At 60.2% G+C, this 19,923-nt stretch carries 19 protein-coding genes; 9 read left to right on the top strand and 10 right to left on the bottom strand.

Annotation, left to right across the window (positions count from 1 at the left end; all coding sequences use genetic code 11):
• The first annotated feature begins 8 nt into the window (after positions 1-8).
• The 7 genes from B5V00_RS07275 to B5V00_RS07245 all read left to right on the top strand — a co-directional run bounded on the left by B5V00_RS07275 (position 9) and on the right by B5V00_RS07245 (position 6,682).
• A complete protein-coding gene (locus tag B5V00_RS07275) occupies positions 9-983 on the top strand; it encodes a TAXI family TRAP transporter solute-binding subunit (RefSeq protein WP_085010109.1) in 975 nt (324 codons plus the stop codon).
• Positions 980-2,275: an alpha/beta hydrolase gene (locus B5V00_RS07270; protein WP_085010108.1), complete on the top strand. Its 1,296-nt coding sequence runs from the start codon at positions 980-982 to the stop codon at positions 2,273-2,275. The genes B5V00_RS07275 and B5V00_RS07270 overlap by 4 nt, the downstream gene beginning before the upstream one ends.
• A 2-nt stretch (positions 2,276-2,277) precedes the next feature.
• A complete protein-coding gene (locus B5V00_RS07265; RefSeq protein WP_085010107.1) occupies positions 2,278-3,036 on the top strand; it encodes an MlaA family lipoprotein in 759 nt (252 codons plus the stop codon).
• 188 nt (positions 3,037-3,224) lie between these two features.
• Complete coding sequence (locus tag B5V00_RS07260; protein WP_085010106.1) at positions 3,225-4,352, top strand: MlaE family ABC transporter permease; 1,128 nt, start codon at positions 3,225-3,227, stop codon at positions 4,350-4,352.
• Between the two features lies 1 nt (position 4,353).
• Entirely contained in the window at positions 4,354-5,118 is a 765-nt protein-coding gene (locus B5V00_RS07255) for an ABC transporter ATP-binding protein (RefSeq protein WP_216355467.1), read from the top strand.
• Positions 5,115-6,119, top strand: a complete 1,005-nt coding sequence (locus B5V00_RS07250; protein ID WP_085010105.1) for an MlaD family protein — start codon at positions 5,115-5,117, stop codon at positions 6,117-6,119. The genes B5V00_RS07255 and B5V00_RS07250 overlap by 4 nt, the downstream gene beginning before the upstream one ends.
• Positions 6,116-6,682 (top strand): PqiC family protein, encoded by a 567-nt coding sequence (locus B5V00_RS07245; protein ID WP_085010104.1) that lies wholly within the window; start codon positions 6,116-6,118, stop codon positions 6,680-6,682. Before B5V00_RS07250 ends, B5V00_RS07245 begins: the two co-directional genes overlap by 4 nt.
• 116 nt (positions 6,683-6,798) lie before the next feature.
• Here B5V00_RS07245 and B5V00_RS07240 read toward each other — a convergent pair whose 3' ends face one another.
• The 5 genes from B5V00_RS07240 to B5V00_RS17285 all read right to left on the bottom strand — a co-directional run bounded on the left by B5V00_RS07240 (position 6,799) and on the right by B5V00_RS17285 (position 12,680).
• Positions 6,799-7,131, bottom strand: a complete 333-nt coding sequence (locus tag B5V00_RS07240; protein WP_085010103.1) for a DUF3024 domain-containing protein — start codon at positions 7,129-7,131, stop codon at positions 6,799-6,801.
• Positions 7,132-7,294: 163 nt separating this feature from the next.
• On the bottom strand, positions 7,295-7,486 hold the full coding sequence (locus B5V00_RS07235) for a YgaP family membrane protein (protein ID WP_085010102.1): 192 nt from the start codon (positions 7,484-7,486) through the stop codon (positions 7,295-7,297).
• A 162-nt stretch (positions 7,487-7,648) separates the two neighbouring features.
• The gene (locus B5V00_RS07230) at positions 7,649-8,941 is read right to left on the bottom strand and encodes a hypothetical protein (RefSeq protein ID WP_085010168.1); all 1,293 of its coding nucleotides are present in this window, start codon (positions 8,939-8,941) and stop codon (positions 7,649-7,651) included.
• A gap of 8 nt (positions 8,942-8,949) precedes the next feature.
• Positions 8,950-9,726 carry an outer membrane lipoprotein-sorting protein gene (locus B5V00_RS07225; protein ID WP_085010101.1) on the bottom strand — a complete coding sequence of 259 codons (777 nt, stop codon included), beginning with the start codon at positions 9,724-9,726 and terminating at the stop codon, positions 8,950-8,952.
• 5 nt (positions 9,727-9,731) lie between these two features.
• Positions 9,732-12,680, bottom strand: a complete 2,949-nt coding sequence (locus tag B5V00_RS17285; RefSeq protein WP_085010100.1) for an efflux RND transporter permease subunit — start codon at positions 12,678-12,680, stop codon at positions 9,732-9,734.
• A 171-nt stretch (positions 12,681-12,851) separates the two neighbouring features.
• Between B5V00_RS17285 and B5V00_RS07215 the strand changes: the two genes are divergently transcribed.
• Both B5V00_RS07215 and B5V00_RS07210 read left to right on the top strand, forming a co-directional pair.
• Positions 12,852-13,373: a glycine/sarcosine/betaine reductase selenoprotein B family protein gene (locus B5V00_RS07215; RefSeq protein ID WP_085010099.1), complete on the top strand. Its 522-nt coding sequence runs from the start codon at positions 12,852-12,854 to the stop codon at positions 13,371-13,373.
• Positions 13,374-13,391: 18 nt separating this feature from the next.
• The gene (locus tag B5V00_RS07210) at positions 13,392-13,700 is read left to right on the top strand and encodes a hypothetical protein (RefSeq protein ID WP_085010098.1); all 309 of its coding nucleotides are present in this window, start codon (positions 13,392-13,394) and stop codon (positions 13,698-13,700) included.
• Positions 13,701-13,950: 250 nt separating this feature from the next.
• Here B5V00_RS07210 and B5V00_RS07205 read toward each other — a convergent pair whose 3' ends face one another.
• The 5 genes from B5V00_RS07205 to B5V00_RS07185 all read right to left on the bottom strand — a co-directional run bounded on the left by B5V00_RS07205 (position 13,951) and on the right by B5V00_RS07185 (position 19,912).
• The gene (locus tag B5V00_RS07205; protein ID WP_085010097.1) at positions 13,951-14,361 is read right to left on the bottom strand and encodes a hypothetical protein; all 411 of its coding nucleotides are present in this window, start codon (positions 14,359-14,361) and stop codon (positions 13,951-13,953) included.
• A gap of 78 nt (positions 14,362-14,439) precedes the next feature.
• Positions 14,440-14,934, bottom strand: a complete 495-nt coding sequence (locus B5V00_RS07200) for a hypothetical protein (RefSeq protein WP_085010096.1) — start codon at positions 14,932-14,934, stop codon at positions 14,440-14,442.
• 323 nt (positions 14,935-15,257) lie between these two features.
• Positions 15,258-15,590: a P-II family nitrogen regulator gene (locus tag B5V00_RS07195; RefSeq protein WP_085010095.1), complete on the bottom strand. Its 333-nt coding sequence runs from the start codon at positions 15,588-15,590 to the stop codon at positions 15,258-15,260.
• Positions 15,587-18,682 (bottom strand): efflux RND transporter permease subunit, encoded by a 3,096-nt coding sequence (locus tag B5V00_RS07190; RefSeq protein ID WP_085010094.1) that lies wholly within the window; start codon positions 18,680-18,682, stop codon positions 15,587-15,589. The genes B5V00_RS07195 and B5V00_RS07190 overlap by 4 nt, the downstream gene beginning before the upstream one ends.
• Positions 18,683-18,697: 15 nt before the next feature.
• Positions 18,698-19,912, bottom strand: a complete 1,215-nt coding sequence (locus tag B5V00_RS07185; protein WP_085010093.1) for an efflux RND transporter periplasmic adaptor subunit — start codon at positions 19,910-19,912, stop codon at positions 18,698-18,700.
• Positions 19,913-19,923 lie beyond the last annotated feature (11 nt).

The following is a 19,923-nucleotide window of genomic DNA, read 5'->3' as shown; positions in this document are numbered from 1 at the left end:
GTCCCGCCATGCGCCACCTTGCTCTTGCTTTCCTGCTCGGCATCCTGATGCTGGCGGGGACGGGGTTTGCCCAGCAGAGCGGCAAACCGTTTATCACCATCGGTACCGGCGGCATCACCGGCGTGTATTACGCCGCCGGCCACGCCATCGCCAAGGTCTTTCGCAGAAACGCGAAAAACCCGCCCTTCCGACTTGATGCCGAGGCCAGCAAGGGCTCCGTGGAAAATATCAACAAGGTGCTGGCCGGCGACTGGGCCTTCGGCATCTCCCAGGCCGACATGCTCTACAAGGAAGAGCATGGCACCGGGCCCTGGCAGGGGGCGCCGCACGACGACCTGCGCGCGGTCGCGGCGCTCTACCCCGAAGCGGTTACACTGGTGACCGCCGCCGACGCGGAAATCCGCACCATCGCCGATCTGAAAGGGAAAACGGTCAGCATCGGCGCACCGGGATCGGCGGACCAAGGAAATGTAAAACAAATACTGGCATTGCACGGCATCGACCCGAAGACCGATCTCAAGCTGGTCGAGTTGCCGCCCATCGACGCCTCGCGGGAGTTGCAGCAGGGTTTTCTTGACGCTTATTTCTACACCGTCGGTCATCCCAACCTGTCGGTCCGCGAAGCAACGTTCGGCAGCCGAAAAATCCGTCTGATCGGCATCGACCCGGCGATAACCGCTACCGCGGTACAAAAAATTCCCTACCTCATCCAGACCGAGATTCCGATCGGTTTCTATCCGGCTCTGGAAAACCAATCTCCGGTCCCGACCCTCGGGGTCAAGGCGGTCTTCTTCACCTCGAAAGAAACTCCGGATGAAACCGTGACTGCCGTTCTGCAGACCCTGCTTGATGACTTCGGCCGCTTCCAGCGCCAGCATCCGGCCTTCGCCGGTCTCACACCGAAAATGCTGACGCAGGGAGTCATTCTCCCCCTGCATCCGGCCGCCGAACGGATTTATCGAAAGGAGGGGCTGCTGCCATGAACGTCCTGCATCTGAAATTTGCCGCCGCTCTGATCGCTCTCTGCCTGTGGGAAACTCCGGTTTTCGCTGTCGAAACCACCCCTTATTTCTTCCCCTATGTCAGCCCCTATGAAGCCACGGTCATGGAGACCCCGCCGGCCTACCAGTACCAGGCCCCGAAGGACGTTCCGACCAGTGTCTTCAAGGTTTATCCCTTTCCCGACCGCAAGATTCCCGATGTCTTCTGGTACCAGGACGGGCTGACCTGTTCCCTGGTTTACCAGAAAGAAGAAGCGCCGCTGATCTTCATCATCGCCGGAACCGGCGCCCGTTACAATTCACCGAAAATGGTCGCCCTGCAGCGAGCCTTCTACCAGGCTGGTTTTCACGTCTTGTCAATCACCTCGCCGACCTATTCGGAATTCGTCATCACCGCTTCGTCGAACATGATGCCCGGCTACCTGCCGGCTGACGCCAAGGATCTCTACCGGGTGATGCAGCTGGCCTGGAAGAAGGCGCAGAAGAAGATCAGGGTGTCGTCCTTCAATCTCACCGGTTACAGTCTCGGCGGCATCCAGTCCGCCTTCGTCTCAAAGCTGGACGAGGAACAGAAGGTCTTCAATTTCAAAAAGGTACTGCTGATCAACCCGCCTCTCAATCTCTACAGCTCGGTTTCCCGCCTGGACAAGATGCTGCTGGCCAATGTCCCCGGCGGGATCGAACATTTCGGCGACTTCATTGACGATGCCCTGGCCAAGTTTTCGGAAGCCAGCCGCGCGGAAGGGTTCGTCGACCTGAGCGGCGAATACATCTACCGGATCTATCGTCGCTATCCACCCCGCCAGGATTTTCTCGCCAGCCTGATCGGCTTTGCCTTCAGGGTTGATTCATCAAGCATGATCTTCGCTGCCGATGTCATGAACGGCGGCGGCTACGTGGTGCCGAAAGGGGTCAGACTGAACAGCAGCACCTCGCTGACCCCCTACAGCCAGGTCCTGTTCCGCACCGGCTTCACCGATTACTTCCACGAATACTTCTTCCCCTACTGGCAGAAGCGACATCCGGAGTTGAGTGAACAGCAACTGATCGACAAGCTGTCACTGACGGCAATCGCCCCCTACCTGAGAAGCGCCCGCAAAATCGGGCTGCTGGGAAACGAAGATGACATCATCCTGGCGCCCGGCGAGATCGAAAAGATGGTCGATATTTTCGGCAACCGGGCGCAGATCTATCCGACCGGTGGTCACTGCGGCAATATGAATCACCCCGACGTGGTGCGCTATATGATCGATTTCTTCAGGAAGGAGGGCTGATCATGACCACCAAGATGACCAGAATGCTGATTGGCCTGATGCTGCTCACCCTGCTGGCCCTCTGCGGCTGCAGCACGGCACCTAAAACCGGACCCGACACCCAGCCTCCGTTGCGTACCCTTGAAAATACCGTCGGCCCGAACATGAAACCGGCGGCCACGATCTCCGACCCGTTCGAAGGATTCAATCGCGGCGCCTACCGCTTCAACTATTACTTTGACAAGTATCTCTTTTTACCGGTGATCAGCGGCTACCAGTTCATCATGCCCGACTACGCCGAGGACCGCGTCTCCAACTTTTTCGACAACATCTATGAACTGGACAACTTCACCAACTCGGTGCTGCAGCTCAAATTCAAAAAGGCCGCCATCACCACCGAGCGCTTTTTTATCAACACCGTTTTCGGTATCGGCGGACTCTGGGATGTCGCCACGCACCTCGGCGTCCACCGCCAGAACGAGGATTTCGGCCAGACCATGGGACATTATGGCGTCGGCCACGGCCCCTACCTGGTGTTGCCGGTCTTCGGCCCCTCCAACCTGCGGGACGCGACCGGAATCGCTGTTGACGGCCTGGTTTTTGACGCCATCGACCCCCTCAACTTCGAAAACAACGACCTGGATGTGCCGTTTTACCTGCTCTATGCCATCGACACCCGCAAACGCGTCGATTTCCGCTACTACGGCAGCGGCAATCCGTTCGAGTATGAACTGATCCGCTTTCTGTACACCAAGAAGCGGGAACTCGAAATCGCCGATTAGAATGACAGCTGAAATGCGGCTGTCTGCCCCGTTGCCTGCAGCATCAGCCTGACGCAAAAAAAGCCCCGACCGACGTGTCTGGGCTTTTTTGCTAGAATAAATAGTCAGTTAGACTTTAAACTGTTTTCAGTATCTCCTCCCGCAGGGAGAAGGATGGCAATCAATCCCGAAGCGGAAATGAACATTCCATGAGCCAGCCCCCCAACTACCAGCTTTTCGACCAGCAACCGCTGCGACTGCGTCTGCAGGGCGACTGGCGCTTTGTTGACGGCATCCCGGCCATCGAGGAGCTGTTTTCCCGGCTCGAAGGGCTGGCCGACGGTCAGTGCCTGAAGCTGGAAGGCGAGACCTTGGGACAATGGGACTCAGGGCTACTGACCTTTCTGCTCAAACTGCTCCAATGGGCTCGGGACCATTCCATCTGTGTTGATTGCAGCGACCTTCCTGAAGGCGTCTGCCGGCTACTGCACCTGGCCGGAGCTGTCCCCCCCCAACCGGGTCGCCGCCGCCGCAGGCGTTCCGACCCGATCCTGACCCGGATCGGCAATGTGACCCTGGAACTTCATCAGACCTGGCAGGACGCCTTGCGCTTTATCGGCGAATCGGTCCTCTGCTCCGGTAACCTGTTGCGCGGTCGGCCACGCTTCCGCTTCAAGGATCTGCTCGAACTGCTTGAAGACTGCGGCGCCCAGGCGCTGCCGATCGTCACCCTGATCAGCCTGCTGGTGGGGATGATTCTCGCTTTTGTCGGTGCCGTCCAACTGCGCATGTTCGGTGCCGACATCTTCGTTGCCGACCTGGTCGGTCTCGGCATGGCGCGGGAGATGGCCCCGATGATGACCGCGGTGATCATGGCCGGCCGCACCGGTGCCGCCTTCGCCGCCCAGCTCGGCACCATGCAGGTCAACGAAGAAATCGACGCGCTGATAACCATGGGCATCCCGCCGATGGATTTCCTGGTCGCACCACGGATGCTGGCGCTGATGACCATGCTGCCGCTGCTCTGCATCTACAGTATGTTCATGGGCATTCTCGGCGGCGGGCTGGTCAGCGCGGCGATGCTCGATATCAACCTGACCCCCTTCTTCCTGCGTATTCAGGAAAATGTCGGCCTGCAGCACTTTGTCATCGGCGTGGTCAAAGCGGCGGTCTTCGGCGTCATCGTCGCCCTCTCCGGCTGCCTGCGCGGTCTGCAATGCGGTCGCAGCGCCCAGGCGGTCGGCCAGGCGGCGACTTCCGCGGTAGTGACCGGCATCGTCCTGGTGGTGGTCGCCGATGCGGTGATCACCATCCTCTGCCAGGTGCTGGGGGTCTGAGATGGAGACCTCGCCACAGATTTCGGTATCCGGACTGACCATGGCCTATGGCGATCGGGTGATCCAGCAGGATCTCACTTTTACCGTGCGCCGCGGCGAGATCTTTGTCATCATGGGCGGCAGCGGCTGCGGCAAAAGCACTCTGTTGCGGCACCTGATCGGCCTGAAGAAACCCCGGAGCGGAACCATCTGCTACAACGGGCTGGACTTCTGGCAGCAGAGCCCTTCCCGGAAACGACACATCATGCGCAACTGGGGTATCCTTTACCAGGGAGGAGCCTTGTGGAGTTCGATGACCCTGGCGGAAAATATCGCCGTGCCGCTGAAGGAATACACGGACCTCAGCGCCGGGCAGATACGCGACGTGATTGACCTCAAACTGGCCCTGGTCGGGCTGGCGGGGTTCCAGAACTATTATCCGTCGGAACTGAGCGGCGGCATGCGGAAGCGGGCGGGACTGGCCCGGGCGATGGCGCTCGATCCGGAAATCCTTTTCTGCGACGAACCGACCTCGGGACTCGATCCGGTCAGCGCCCGCCGGCTCGACCAATTGATTCTTGAACTGCGGGACAGCCTCGGGGCAACGGTGGTGGTGGTCAGCCACGACCTGGCCAGCATCTACACCATTGCCGGCAACGGGCTCTTCCTCGACGGTGAAACCGGAACCATGCTGGCGACCGGCACCCCACAGCAGATGCTTGACGCGGGCAATCTCAAGGTCGGGGAATTTCTTACGCGTGGCAGAGACATCGAACCTCTATCATGAAACGTGCGGACCCGAAACTGATCGGCGCCTTCGTCCTCGGCGCCATTGTCCTGGCGGTTGTCGGCCTGGTCTTCTTCGGCAAGGGGGGACTCTTCACCCAGCGTCAACGCTACGTGCTCTACTTCGACCGCTCGGTCAAGGGACTCTCTGTCGGCGCGCCGGTCAACTTCCGCGGTGTCCGCATCGGCTCGGTGGCAGATATCAGCGTCCACGTTCAACCCGCCGACTTCACCTTTAAAATCCCGGTGGTGATCGAAGTCGACTCAAACCGCATTGAAGCCATCGACAGCAACGGTGAGGTCGCTCCGCAGGGGCTGTCGCGTTTCGGCGGCGAGGACACTCTTTCGCGGCTGATCGCCAAGGGTCTGCGCGGCCAGCTGCAGCTGCAGAGCCTGATCACCGGCCAGCTCTTTGTCCAGCTTGACATGTACCCGCAAACCAAAGTGGTCCTCTCCCATTACCGCAATCTCTATCCCGAGATTCCGACCATTCCATCAGGGCTCGAAGAATTGTCGCGAACCTTCGAGAACCTGCCGATTCAGGAAATTGCCGACAAACTGACCAGCACCCTCGACGGCCTGCAGGAGCTGGTCCACAACCCCGACCTGGCCGACAGCCTGTTCAAGCTCAATCACGGTCTGGATGAATTGCGTGAGCTGGTTGCCAGGGGCAACGCCGGCTTCGGCCCGGCCCTGCAGGACTTCAGAAGCGCGTCGACGGCGGTCCGTCACTCGGCCGACAGCGTGGCAAAACAGGTTGCCGGCATGGCGGAGCGCTCACAGCAGACTCTCGGCAAGCTGGACGGGACTCTCGATCGGGCCACCAGCACCCTCAGCGAGGCCCAGGCGATGCTGAAAAAAAATTCCGCCCTCGGAGCGGAGTTGCGGCGAACGCTGGTGGAACTGCGGCGCGCGGCACGGGCACTGCGGATTCTGAGTGAAACCCTGGAAGAGCACCCCGATATGCTGCTGCGCGGCAGAGGCCTGGAGGAGAAACCATGAGACCATTGCTGTTCCTGCTGCTGCTCGGGCTGGCCGGCTGTGTCAATGTCGGGCAGGGGACTTCGCCCAGTCGCCACTACCTGATCCCCTCGCTTGCGGACCAGGTCCCGCAGGTGCCCGAACCAGATGCCGGTGCCGCCTCACTGACCATCGGCCCGGTAACCCTGCCGGGCTACCTCGACCGCCCGCAGCTGGTACGACGCAACGGTGACCGCATCGAACCAGCCCCCTTCGACCGCTGGGGAGGACCCCTCGGCGAGCAGCTCGGGCGGGTGGTCGCCGAAAACCTCGAACGCCTGACGCCCCGTTTCCTCCTCGTCGGCAATGGCAACTACCGGCTGACCCTCAACCTGCAACGTCTCGACGCGGAAGCTCGCCGGATACGCCTCTCCCTGCACTGGCAACTTGAAAACCGCAAGGGGGAACAGCTCGCCCGGGGACGCTTCGATGCCGACGACACCCTGACCGACACCTCGGCCGAGGCGCTGGTCAAGGGCTACGGGAAACTGCTGGAGAAATTCAGCCGGGAACTGGCGCGGCAACTGGTAGGTCTGGCTCTCTGAGAGAAAGGCGACCTCACGCCCGTACGCTGACACTCCCTTGAGACGCAGAGCCGGAGCAATCCCCCCGCAACCTTTTTGCGCCTTTCGCCCTGAGCCCTGAGCCCTGAGCCCTGTTTTTACCGCCAGAACTGGCCGAAGGGATCCGCATCGACAAAGTCGAGCAGTTTCTGCAGGTTGAGATTGGGGGAAACGTTGGTACAGAACTGCCAGTGATCCTGCGTCTGTTGATGCAGGGTCCATTGGCGCAGCTCCGGCAGGTAGATGAAACGGGCGATGGCATCCTGCCGCAGCCTGCGACCATCAAAAGACTGTTCGACCAGCTGATAGCCGTCCTTCAGCCGCTCCCAGGTCAATCGCCCGCGCGGTCTCTCCGGACGCACCACCCGATGGTGACAAAAGTTGTCGAGCAGCTTTTCGGCACTCCTGTGTATCAGGTCTATTCCGGCCATGACATCCAGTCTACCCGATTCAGCGGCAAGTGCATGCCGCAACGGGGAAGCCGATGACCGGGAGTCCCGACCTCAACGAAATCTTGCGGAATCGCTATCCTGCCGCGGCAGCTCGTTGCCTCTCACCCGCCCGGCAAGAGGCCTGTTCTGAAGGCTCCCCTTATCAGCCGTCCTGCACTCCCAGCTTGCGCAGGATGGTAATCATCGGACACCAGTTGGTGAAGGCGCTCTGGAACAGGTTGAGCCCGACGAAGGCGGTGAAATAGAGCCAGTTGGGGCTGTGCAGCTGGCTGAGAGCAACACTGAGCATGACGAAAAAGCCGGCGATCAGGCGCAGATAACGATTGACGGTCATGGGAAAACCTCCATAGCAAGTTGTTGATAAAGTTGCGTTCCCCGGGCTGCGCAAAAATGTCCAGATGCAAGGCGTCCGTACCCCCGCGGCAAAAGGCGTAGCGGAAGGTACGTCGTTGACGCGGGGGGAGGACACAGCAGATGGGCATTTTTCATCAGCCTGTCAGAAGCTGTAGCGGAGAGCCGCGTAGACATTGGAATTGTTTTCAAACTGGCCGAAAAAGGTGTGATCATCGCTGCCGCCGAAGAAATTGGCGCCACCGCTCAGGCGCCAGTTGTCAGTCAGCTTGTAGCTCGCCTTGGGGCGCAGGTAGAAATCCCGGTCGCTCGGCGACAGGTAGGCAAAAAATGACAGGGTCAGGTTCTGGTTCAACAGCAGCTTGGTGAGCCGCAGGGTGAACAGATGGCGGTTTTCATCACGCTCCGGCATACCCGCGGGCAGGCTGTTCCGGTAGGCGGAATAATCCACCAGATGTTCCAGGTAATACTGCACGCCGACCGTCAGATCGTGCCCCAGATCCCGTTCATAGCCGAGCAGCAGCCGCTGCTCGCTGTTGGGAACGAAGGGATCATTGCCGCCGCGGTCATCGCGCGAATCGTACCAGGACAGCTCCAGGTTGGCGATGCCTTCGGCCAGCGGACCGCGCAGACTGGCACCCCAGACATTGAGGCGCGGAAAGGTATTGCGGGCGCTGCCCGGATCAAACCCGACCGGACTCTTCCAGTAGCCGAGGTAACCGTAGAGGGCGGTTTCAAAACTGCCGATGTTGCGAGAGAAGCGCAGCGACAGTTCGTCATCGGAAAACCAGCCGTTGCGTTCATCGACCCGCGCCACGGCATCACGACCGGCGGTCCGGCCGAGCAGCGGGTTGTAGTAGGAGAGCCGCTCACCGCGAATGTAACGGTCGGCGTCGAAACTCGGCGTGTAGACCACATCGATGGTGCCCCACTCGGGAAAAAAACTCGCCATCACGGCATCACTCGGCGCCTTGAGATATTCGACGTCGCGCCCGATAAAAAAGGCCTGCCAGTCCTTGGGAAAGAGGTCGTTGAGGAACAGCAGGTCGCCGGTCCCCCAGGTGAGGATCTGCCGACCGACCTTGAGATCCATCCAGTCGGTCGGCGAAACCAGCAGGTTCGCCTCGCGCAGGTCAAACCAGCCGCGGCCCTGTTCAAGGTCGATGCTGCGATCCTGCTCAACGTCGTCAGCAATGAAATCACCGCGCAGCTGCAGGGTCAGGGCATCTCCCTGGTAGAGGGAATCGAGCTGCAGCCGTGACTCCAGCAGGCTGGTCTGACGCTGGGTGACATCGCTGGTGGTTCGTATCCCTGCCCGGGTGTCGAAAAACCCGTGCAGGTCGACATCGTCGAGCAGGCCGGCCCGGGCAGTGGACACCGATCCCGGCATCAACCCGGCCAGCAGCAGTAAAACGGGAAGCAGTCCCCATGGATTCATTTTCAGTTTCACCGGGTGACCTCACGGGGCGGACGGCGCAGGAAGCGTTCGGTAAAAAGCCTTTCCTTCAGGCCGATATCATATTTCACCTTACTGAAACGGTTGACGGTGCGGGTGCCGGCGAGCAGGTCCTCAGCCACCGCTTCGACAACCGTCGGATGGCCCTGGATGGTTTCGATCTTCTCGGCACTGACCCGGCGGTAGAGTCGGCCCTCCTTGTCGTAATACTCCGCTTTGACCGGCAGGCTGGTCGCCTTGTCGATCCACACCTGGTACCAGGAGAATTCGACGCTGTCCGGATCCCTGGGAGTATTCTTGATCACCCACTGATCATCAGTCTCCTTGACCAGTTGGTGAACATCCTCTTCCAGCCCGCGTCCGGAGACATCCTCGTAGAAGAAGTCGGAACCGACGAAGCTGGTCCGCTTGTCGCCCGGGGCAATCCGTTTTTTAAGGTTCAGCGCCGGCAGCCAGAGCCAGCGGTCATCATCACCGCCGACGTGCTTCCAGACGAGGAAAGCCATCTTGCGCACATCCGACGGTTTCTTGAAATAGACGTAGAATTTCTGATCCTCTCCGGCGACATTGAGCCGCAGGATGCTGAATTCCCGCCGGCGGGTGCCGCCGTGGGCATCGTAGATGGTCATTTTGACCTCGGCCTGACCGTCTTTTCCGGCATAGTAAGCCGCCTTGTTGGCACGGGCGACAATTTCGTCGGCGGACGGCGCGGCCAGCGCCAGCGCCGGCCAGAGCAGCAGTAAAACAAGTATTCCGTAACGTTTCATGGTCCTTATCCTTTCTCCTCAAGGCTCTGCTCATCTGTTTCACCAAAGGCCTTGCGGCGGAACAGGGTCAGCAGGGCCGGCAGCAGAAACAGGGTGGCCAGCCAGGAAACCGCCATGATGGTCGCCAGAAAGAAGCCGACGGTCCGGTAGGGGACCAGAGGCGCGACCAGCAGCGGAGTAAAGCCGATGGAAATGGTCAGGGCATTGCGGCTGATGGCCACCGCCGGCTCCTTGAACATTTCAATGGCGGCCGCCTGCCAGCTGCCGAGTTTACGCTGCAGCTGCCGGGCGCGTTCCAGGAAATGGATGGCGAAATCAACCGACAGGCCGAGGGTCATGGCCGAGAGGACCGCGACCGGCATGTCGTAGTCCTTGCCGACCAGACCGATCAGGCCGTAGATGAAAGCGATGGTCACCGTCAACGGCAGCATGGCAAGAATGCCGAACAGCGGCGAGCGGAACAGCACCACCATCATCAGCAGCACCACCACGAAGGAACTGCCCAGCGACCAGAGCATGCCGCGAACCATCTTATCCTGCCAGACAACATTAAGATAGGTCAATCCGGCCCAGGCGTGCTTAACCGGGAAAGGCGGCGGGTTGGCGACGACGAAGGCGTCGACATCCCTGACCACCTGTTCCATGTACTTGTTGTCTCCGCTTTTCAGCTGCACCCACAGATTCGCCTCCTGATAATCGCGGGTCACCAGGTGAAAGAGCGTATCCTTTTTCTTCATCCCCTCCAGCTGGGTGAAAACCTGGGCAACGGCGGAGACGGTATCGGGAACGGCAAAACGCTTTTGGTTCTCCGCCGCGGACCGGTCGGCCCGGTACTGCAGCTCGTAGGACGCCTTCTTCAGCGCATCCACCGCCGAAGAACTTTTGCCGACCACCGGATCCTGCGCCAGGGCCTGCTGCAGTCTCTCAACCCAGCGCAGCATCGCCGGACGCTTGAACAGCGGCGCCGTCAGGGCGGCGTACTGCTGGTCGACCAGGGCGACAAAACCACGGTCCTGCCGCTGGTCGATGATGGCCAGCGCCGCGTCGATCAACGCGTCCCCGACCGCCCCGGTTCCCTGCAGTCTGTCCAGCAGCTGCCTGCCGAGAGCGGCCTGTCCGGCCGGCAGGGCCGACAGTCGGCGGGCGAGGGTTTTCAGGTTCAGTCCGGCCGGATCGAGGTAGACGATGTTATCGGCCAGCGCTCGCCAGTCACCCAGCAGCCGCTGGTCATAGCTTTTCGCCAGCCCCCTGGCCTCTTCGACGAAAGCGGCGGCATCCGGCCCCGCCGGCAGGTCGTTCAGGGCGGCAGTGAAAGCCTTGATTTCGTTGCGCCACTGCTCCGGCAGTCGGCGAGGGGCGGCCTCAATCAGCGCCTGCTGCAGATCGGCAGCTGTCGGAGCCGTCTCAGCCCCCGGCTCCAGGGTCAGGTAGGCGGTATAGGTACCCCCGAAATGACGATTCAGCACTGCGTCCGCCTTGCGGATTTCATGATCGGCGGTGAACCATTTCACCGGGTTGTCGTTGACCTGGATGCGGCTGATACCGACCACCGAAATCACCATCACCACCATGGTCACACCGAGAATCAGCTTCCAGCGGGTATAGCTGAATCTCCCGAAGCCTTCAAGCAATCGATTGAGGCCGGAAGGCTTGCCCGCGTCACGCTGCAACTGCAGCTTCTGCAACGACTTTTCAGAGATGAAGACCATGCTGTAGGCCGGCACCAGGGTCATCGTCAGCAACCAGGCGACCGCCACACCGAAAGCGACATGCAGACCGAAAATCTGCACCGGCGGAATCGGCGTGGTCGCCAGCGACGCAAACCCGGCGATGGTGGTCAGGGAGGTGTAGAGCATCGGCATGAAGAGATGGCCGACCACCTGGCGCATGGTTTCCCGCTTGTCCCCGTAGAGGTGATAGGTATCGTAGAATTCGCTCAGCATGTGTACCGAGTCGGCGACCGCGATCGGCATCAGGAAGATGGCGATCATCGAACTCATGATATGCACGTCATAGCCGAGACCGATCAGCAGGCCCATCGCCCAGATGACGCTGACCATCGCCACCATCAGCGGAGCGATGATGATCCGTACCCGGCGGAAGAAGATCCACAGCAGCAGGAAAATCGCCAGCATCGCCAGCGGTGCCGAGGTCGCCATCTGCACCAGCATCTCGACCCCGAAGGTGTCTTCAGCCACCGGCAGTCCGGTAATGTGAACCTGGTCACTCTCCGGCCAGTCGGCGGTCAGCGCCCGCACCAGGTTGGCGACATTGTAGCTGAAGGTCTTGTCACGAATCGGCAGGTAGAGGCAGATCGCCTTGCCGTCTTCGGCCACCAGGGTTCCCTTGTAGAGGGGGTTGCCCATCGCGTCATCACGGATCTGCAGGGCTTCCGCCCTGGTGGTGGGCGGATGTTCCATCAGGTACTCAAGCTTGAGGGAGCCGAACTCGGCCTGCTTGAGATTGTCCACCACGCTCGGGCTGATCAGCTCGCGGCCGATCAGCGCACTTTTCCCGTCGGCGGTAAAAAGACGGTTGGGGTCATGCTGGAAAGCGACATTCAGACCGCGCTGCCAGCCGCTTTTCGGGGTCAGATCGAGAATCCGGTCGCTACCGTCGGGGTTGCGCACCGCCACCGCGCCGTCGGCGGTACGATGCAGGCTGAGCAGCTGTTTGGTCAGGCGATCGATGCGATCAAGAGTGCCGACATTGAAAATACCATCGGCATCCTGTTCATTGCTGACACCGACAATGACGAAATCGTAGAGACTGAACTTTTCCTTCACCTGGTGATGAAAAACCCGCACCGCCTCGTGAGCATCAAGCATGTTCTCCGGGTCGTTGTCGAACTTGACCTTGGGAAACTGCCAGCCGAAAACGACGGTCACCGCCAGCACCAGCAGCAGCACCAGGCGGGGGTATTTCATACTGAATCCGGTCAACCAGAGCTTCATCAGTCCTTCTCCTTGTTTAATATTCAAAAAAATATATATATGACTTTTGGAATTCCGGTCAAGAAAAATCGTATGTGTGTCTCATTATGAATGCGTGCCAACCTTTTTCTGCGTCCGAATATGCTATCTTACCCGAAACCCCGACCTCAGCAACCACTCACGGAGGAACACATGAGCAGCCTGCAACGCCTGAGAAACCGCCTGATCGCTCGTCTGATAACCCGTTTTCCGCACCTGGCCAAGGGCTTCATCGACAACTACCGCCCCTGGGAAAGCGAAGGAGAAATTCCCTGGACAGCGGTCAGCAAACCGTTGCGTGATTGTCGGCTGGCGCTGGTCACCACCGCCGGCGTTCATCATCCCGACCAGACACCCTTTGACATGCGCGATTCCGACGGCGACCCGAGCTGGCGTGAGCTGACCGGCGAGACCCTGCCCGGCGCCTATCGCATCACTCACGACTACTATGATCACTCCGACGCCGAAAAGGATCTGAATATCGTCCTGCCCCTTGAACGGCTGCGGGAGCTGGTTGATGAAAAATTGCTCGGCAGCCTCAACCGGCGGCATTTCGGTTTCATGGGGCATATCGACGGTCGCCACATTCCGACCCTGATTGAAAAAAGCGCCCGCGAAGTCGCCGGAAAGCTCTGCGCCGATGAGGTCGACCTGGTCCTTTTAACCCCCGCCTGAGGAATCTGCAATCAGTCCGTGGGACTGATCCAGAGAGAAATCGAGCGTGCCGGCATCCCCACTATCGGCATCTCCATTGTCCGCGACTACACCGCCAAGGTGCGCCCGCCGCGCAGCGTCTTTCTCAAGTGGCCTTTCGGCCATCCCCTCGGCGAGCCGGGCAATATCTCCCAGCAGCGGGCCGTTCTCTTCGAGACCTTCCGCGCCCTGTACGCCATCGACACCCCCGGCACCATCATCGACCTGCCGTTTCGCTGGCGACGGGAAAACTACAGCGACGTCAAGCCCCCGGGCGCAGAGGATCTGACCCCGAAAACTGCTTCTTGATGAGCGGAGATTCTGGTCCGAACGGGATTGAAGCGGGGGAAAGAGATCGCGACCCGGTCGGCAGGCCGTCGGGACGGATCAGAAACACCTGAATCAGTGAGTTCCTGTTGGACAGGAAGTGCAAGTGCTTGATCTGTCCGCCGACAAGGGACTCACTGCTTCAGGTGACATTGGGAAGAGTTGAAACTGTCGTACGATTTACAGGCGATCGAGGGGCTGTCTTCGAAACATCTTCATTCTCACCCGTGCCTCAGGATGCGCAGGTGAGATCGTGGCCCGAGTCATCACCCGCGGCGTGGTACCGGACCTGCACCGAAGACCCGGTCGGGGGGTTGACCTTGAGATGAGCGGTAAAACTCGCGATTCTCGTTCCGCGGCGACGAGCGGCATAATCACGGACAGTCCCCCGCGCCGTCTCGACCGATCCGTCCGGCTGACACACCCGCACATCAACATGGCCGGGCAACTTGAACTGGTACAGTTTGCGGAGTTGGCCGGAGACGACAGCACCCCGGTCCTCCGCGGCTACGGTAACCTTCTGGACCTGCACGGCTCCGGCACCCTGAATGACAATCCTCAGATCCCGGCGTTGAGTCGGGCCATTACCGACGGCACAGCCCGACAGCAGAAACAGCCCGAGCATCAGTGGAAATTTTTTCATCGTTCCTCCTCCGCGAGCTCGCGGGAACCTGGACGGCACCGGGCAGGACAAGGCTCCCCGCCCATGTCACCCCCTGAATCATGATGGTGGTATGGACACCAGGATATCCTCGATTTCACGTCGGGCCCGCAGGGAAATTGGCGCCTTGTCCACCTCGCCGCGGAAACTGTCCCGCTGTTTTTTAAGCTCGACTATTTTTCTCATCGCAAGCCGTCGCCCCGACGAGCGCCCCGCTGCCGCCCGTTCTTTTAATGCCTGGCGGTACTCCTCTACCAGCCTGCGGGCCCGCTGCTGCAGTTCCTGCCTGATCTTGCGGGGAGATTCCCCCACAGCAACAACCGGACGTGAAATGGGCCTCCCGGAGGACGGCACCACGCTGAAACCGGCCCGCGGAGCCTCCCCCGCAGCGAGCGGCCGGCATTCCCGGGGAATCCGGGCCGGATCATTGGTGAAAATCATCGTGCCGTTCCGGGCACGACAGCGGAACACGTCCGCGTGGGCGACAGACCATCCCGAAAGGACAACCACCAGGCCACAAAGGATCGCTTTGACTCCTGCCTTATCGTGATCCATACTCACGGACCTCCTTCAGCACCCTTCGTGGGAAGGATGTGAAATGCCCCAGGTTGTGCAGGTTGCCCGTAACCCCACGGGACAAGACGGGCCGGAAAGGCACGCCGTTGCCGCGGGGTTACGGGCGACGCCGCAGATGAATGTTTTTCATCAGCCGGCCAGTACCCTGTAACTCATGGGATTTCGCAATATTGCGCCGGGATTTTCCGTGTCGACAAGGCGCGCTTCACCGCTGCATAGCCGTAGCTATGCAGCGGTGAAGCGCAACGCAGCTGACGCGGAAAATAACCAGCAAGATGCGAAAGATTATGGGTTACATGGTACTAAACGGCCCCCCCGCCCCGCTCACCGGTACTGATACGAACCGCCATGTCGATGGTACTCACATAGATTTTACCATCTCCCTTGAGCCCGGTATGGGCCGCCCTTTCAATCAGGGCGACCACCTCTTCAACCAGGGCATCGCAGCAGAGGATTTCCAGCTTCAGTCCCGGCTGGTAACTGACCAGGCCATCTTTTCCGCCACCTTTCTTCCAGCCGACACCGACGCCCTTGGTCTCGACGATGGTCAAGCCGGTCAAGCCGGGCACCTTGTGCAGAGCCCGGGTTACTTCGGACAACTTGTGACGTTTGATATAGGCACGAATCTCTTTCATGGAGCCTCCTTTTCAACCTTGACAGAAAACCATTTATACAGGGCCGGGATAACCAGCAGGGTCAACAGGGTCGAGGTCACCAGCCCACCGATAACGACGGTCGCCAGCGGTCGCTGAACTTCGCTGCCGGTCCCCGAGGCGAGGGCCATCGGCACCAGGCCGAGACCAGCGGCGGCAGCCGTCATGATGACTGGCCGCAAACGCATGCAGGCACCGTCAATCGCCGCCTGCATGACCGGAACCCCGTCCTGCAGCAGCTGGTTGATATAGGTCACCAGGACCATGCCGTTGGCGAGCGCGATCCCGAACAGGGCAATGAACCCGACCGAAGACGGAACCGACAGGTTCTGGCCGGTCAGCCAGAGCCCGATCACCCCGCCCACCAGCGCCAGCGGAATATTGAGAAAAATAAGCAGCGAGTTGCGTAACGAATTGAACGTCGAATAGAGCAGCAGGAAAACAATCAGCAGTGTCACCGGCACCACCAGCGCCAGGCGCTTGTTGGCCTCCTGCTGCAACTCGAACTGGCCGCCCCAGTTCACCAGGTAGCCCGGCGGGAGTTTCACCTTTTCAGCCAGGGCCTGCTGCCCGGCGGCAACGAATGAGCCGATATCCCGTCCGCGGACATTGCACTGGACGGTAATGAAGCGCTGATTGTTCTCACGGGTGATCTGTCGCGGACCGACGATTTCCTCGATCTGCGCCAGCTGGTCGAGAGGCACCTTGATCCCGCCAGGAGCTGAGATCAGAATATGGCGGATCGCCTCGGAGCTGCCGCGGCTCTGTGGTGCATAACGCACATAAATATCGAACCTCCGGATCCCCTCGAAGATCTGCCCCGCCTGTTCGCCACCGACCGCTGTCCGGATCACGCTCTGCACATCCTCGACATTGATCCCGTAACGGGAAATAGCCTTCCGGTCGATGCGGATCAACAACTGCGGCGTGCCGGTGACCTGGTCCTTCTGGACATCGGCGGCGCCGGGCACCTCGCGAATGACCGCCTCGATCTCGGCGGCTTTCTGCTTGAGAACCTCCATGTCGTCGCCGAAGATCTTGATCGCCAGGGCCGCCTTGGTTCCGGTCAGAAGCTCGTCCACGGCGGCGGCAATCGGCTGGGTGACGTTGAACTGCGCCCCGGGGAAATCTTCCAGAAATTTCCCGATCGCGGCATAGAGTTCATCCGGAGTCTCCGCCGAAGTCCATTCATCCTGCGGTTTCAGGGCAACAAACGACTCGGAATTGTTGACCGGGTCGGCATGGGCCCCGACCTCGCCGCGCCCGACGCGGGTCACGATCCGGGTCACTTCGGGAAACTTCTCCATCAGCCGCCGTTCGAAACGCCCCATGTTGGCACTGGCTTCATCGAGCGAAATTGATGGCGCCATGGTCGCCCGGATCAGCAGGTCTCCCTCATTGAGACGCGGAACAAATTCCGAGCCGAGCAGGGAGAAGAGAAAAATGCCGACCACCAGTAATCCGACCGATAGAGCGATGGGGATGACCGGCCGGCGAACAAACAGGCTGACCGCGGGCCGATAAGCCGCCAGCATCCAGCGCACCACCAGCAGTTCCCGGTGCTCACCGGTTTTCTTCGGCCGGCGCATCAGCAGGCTGCTGAGCACCGGTGCCAGCAGCACGGTAAAGACCAGCGAACCAAAGATGGCAAACGCCATGGTCTGTGCCAGCGGCCGGAAGGTTTTGCCCTCAACCCCCTGCAGAGTGAACAACGGCAGGAAGACGATAACGATGATCAGCAGCGAAAAGATGATCGGCCGAGCCACTTCAGCGCTGGCCCGCAACACGATCTGCAGCATCGACTCGTCCGGGTCGGCGGTATGAATATGGCGGTCGACGTTCTCGATCATGACCACCGAACCATCGACCAGCAGACCGAGCGCGATAGCCAGTCCGCCAAGCGACATCAGGTTGGCCGAAACCCCGAAATAGTTCATCAGGAAGAAGGCGAAGGCCAGCGAAAAGGGGATCGAGGCCAGCACCACCACGCTCGGCCGGACACCGCCGAGCATCAGCAACTGAATGAAGACGATCAGGACAACCGCCTCCAGCAGGGCCTTGGTGACGGTGTTGACGCATTTCGCCACCAGGGTGGCCTGGTCATAATAGGGAACGATTTTAATCCCCTCGGGAAGCACCCGGTTGACTTTTTCGATCTTGGCCTTGACATCGCTGATCACCTGCGAGGTGTTGGTGCCGATCAGCTTGAGGACCATACCGACAATCGCCTCGCCCTTACCGTCCATGGTGGCCAGGCCGCGACGGATCTCCCCGCCGATAACGATATCGGCGACCTGGTCGAGATAGATCGGGGTGCCGTCCTTGACCTTGAGCACGATCTTTTCCAGGTCGTCAAGCTTCTCCGCCAGACCGACCGAGCGGACGATGTATTCCTCGGAATTCTTGACCAGGAACTGGGCGCCGACATTGGAATTGTTGGCGCGGATGGTTTCGACCACCTCATTGAGTGTCAGGTCATAGCGCAGCAGGTCCGCGGCGCGGATCTGCACCTGGAACTGCTTGACCTCGCCGCCGAGAGAGAGAACTTCCGTCACCCCCGGCACGGTCTGGATGTTGAACTTGATCAACCAGTCCTGGATTTCGCGCATCTCCTCCGAGCTGCGCTTGCCGGTCTCATCCTCGACCACGTAGAAGAGGATCTGCCCCAGGCCGGTGGTGATCGGCCCCATCTCCGGCTCGCCGAATCCCTCGGGAATCTCCTCTCGGGCCAGCTGCAGCCGCTCGCCGACCAGCTGACGGGCAAAATAGATATCGGTTCCGTCCTCGAAGTAGATGTTGATCACCGACAGGCCGAAGTTGGAAACTGAACGGATCTCCTTGAGATTCGGCAAGCCGTTCATCGCCACTTCAACCGGGTAGGTGACATATTTTTCCACCTCTTCCGGGGCCAGGCCCTCGGTTTCGGTGAAGACCTGAACCAGCGCCGGCGTGACATCGGGGAAGGCGTCGACCGGCAGGCGATTGTAGCTGAACCAGCCCGCGCCGAGCACCAGCACTCCCAGAACACACATCAGCAGACGGCTCTGCAGTACCAGACGTATCAGTTTTTCCATGATGGCACCTCCCGCCTAATGTCCATGACCGCCACCAAAAGCGCCCTTGGAAAGCTGTGCTTTGAGAGTAAAAGCTCCGGTACTGGCATACTTTTCGCCGGGCTTCAGACCATCCTTGATCTCCACCTGCAGGCCGTTTTCCCTGCCGACAGTCACCGGCCGCGGTTCGAAACCATCTTCATCCAGTACAAACACCACGGTTTTCCCTTCCAGGGTCTGCAACGCGGTCTTCGGCACCAGCAGGGGCACATCCACGCTGCCGACCGCCACCCGGGCGGTGATGAACATTCCGGGCCGCAGATCCCCCTGCGGATTAGGCAACTCCGCACGGGCCAGGGCGGTCCGGGTCTCCTCTCCGACCAGCGGTCCGACATAGGAAAGGGTTCCACTCACCGGGGCAATGTCGTGGCCGATCTCAATCACCACCTTCTGTCCCTTGTGAATCTTGACCAGGTCCTTCTGGTAGACGTTGATGTCGACCCAGACCGTACCCAGGTCAGCAACAACGAACGCCTCGGAAGAACCGTTCAGGGCCTCTCCCAGGGTAATATGCTTCTGGATCACCGCACCGCTGAACGGGGCCCGCATTTCATAACGGGTATAGGTCTGGTCCAGGTGCTCCGGCAACTGCTTGAGATAGTCCTCACTGAACCCCAGGGCATGCAGCTTTTGCTCGGCCGAACGCAGATTGATCCGCGCTTCGGCAAAAGCCTGCTTGGCATCGAGATACTCCTGCTCCGCCGAAACCTTCTTTTTCCAGAGTCGTTCCTCACGATTGAAGTTGGCCTCGGCCAGGGCCAGGCGTTCCCGGGCCGCCAGGTATTCAGCCTTGGCGTCGGCCAGCTCCCGACTTTCCAGCACTGCCATCACCTCTCCACCCTTGACCTGGTCGCCGAGCTTCTTGCGAACCTCGCGGACAATTCCCGGCACCCGAGGCACCACGTGCGCCTGCCGGTCGGCATTGATGACAATCTCTCCCGGCAGGTCGACAAAGGTGTCCAGGCGACCGGGTCCGGCTTCCCTGACAACGATTCCGAACTCTTTCAGCTCGGCAGCGGACAGGCGGACGACACCTTCCTCGTGACCGCCTTCAGATTCTTCCCCGGCATGAGCCGATTTCTTGCCCTGTTCTCCGGCCGTTACCGTAGCGGGCAGACCGGCAGCAAGGACCAGCACCAGCGACAGCGCCGCCGGCAAAATATAAAACTTGTTCCGTTTGCTGTTTTTCATGTTCTGTATCC

This window comes from Geothermobacter hydrogeniphilus (assembly GCF_002093115.1).
Taxonomy (GTDB): domain Bacteria; phylum Desulfobacterota; class Desulfuromonadia; order Desulfuromonadales; family Geothermobacteraceae; genus Geothermobacter_A; species Geothermobacter_A hydrogeniphilus.
The sequence above is the reverse complement of the archived record's forward strand: the minus strand, read 5'-3'. Positions and strand labels throughout refer to the sequence as shown.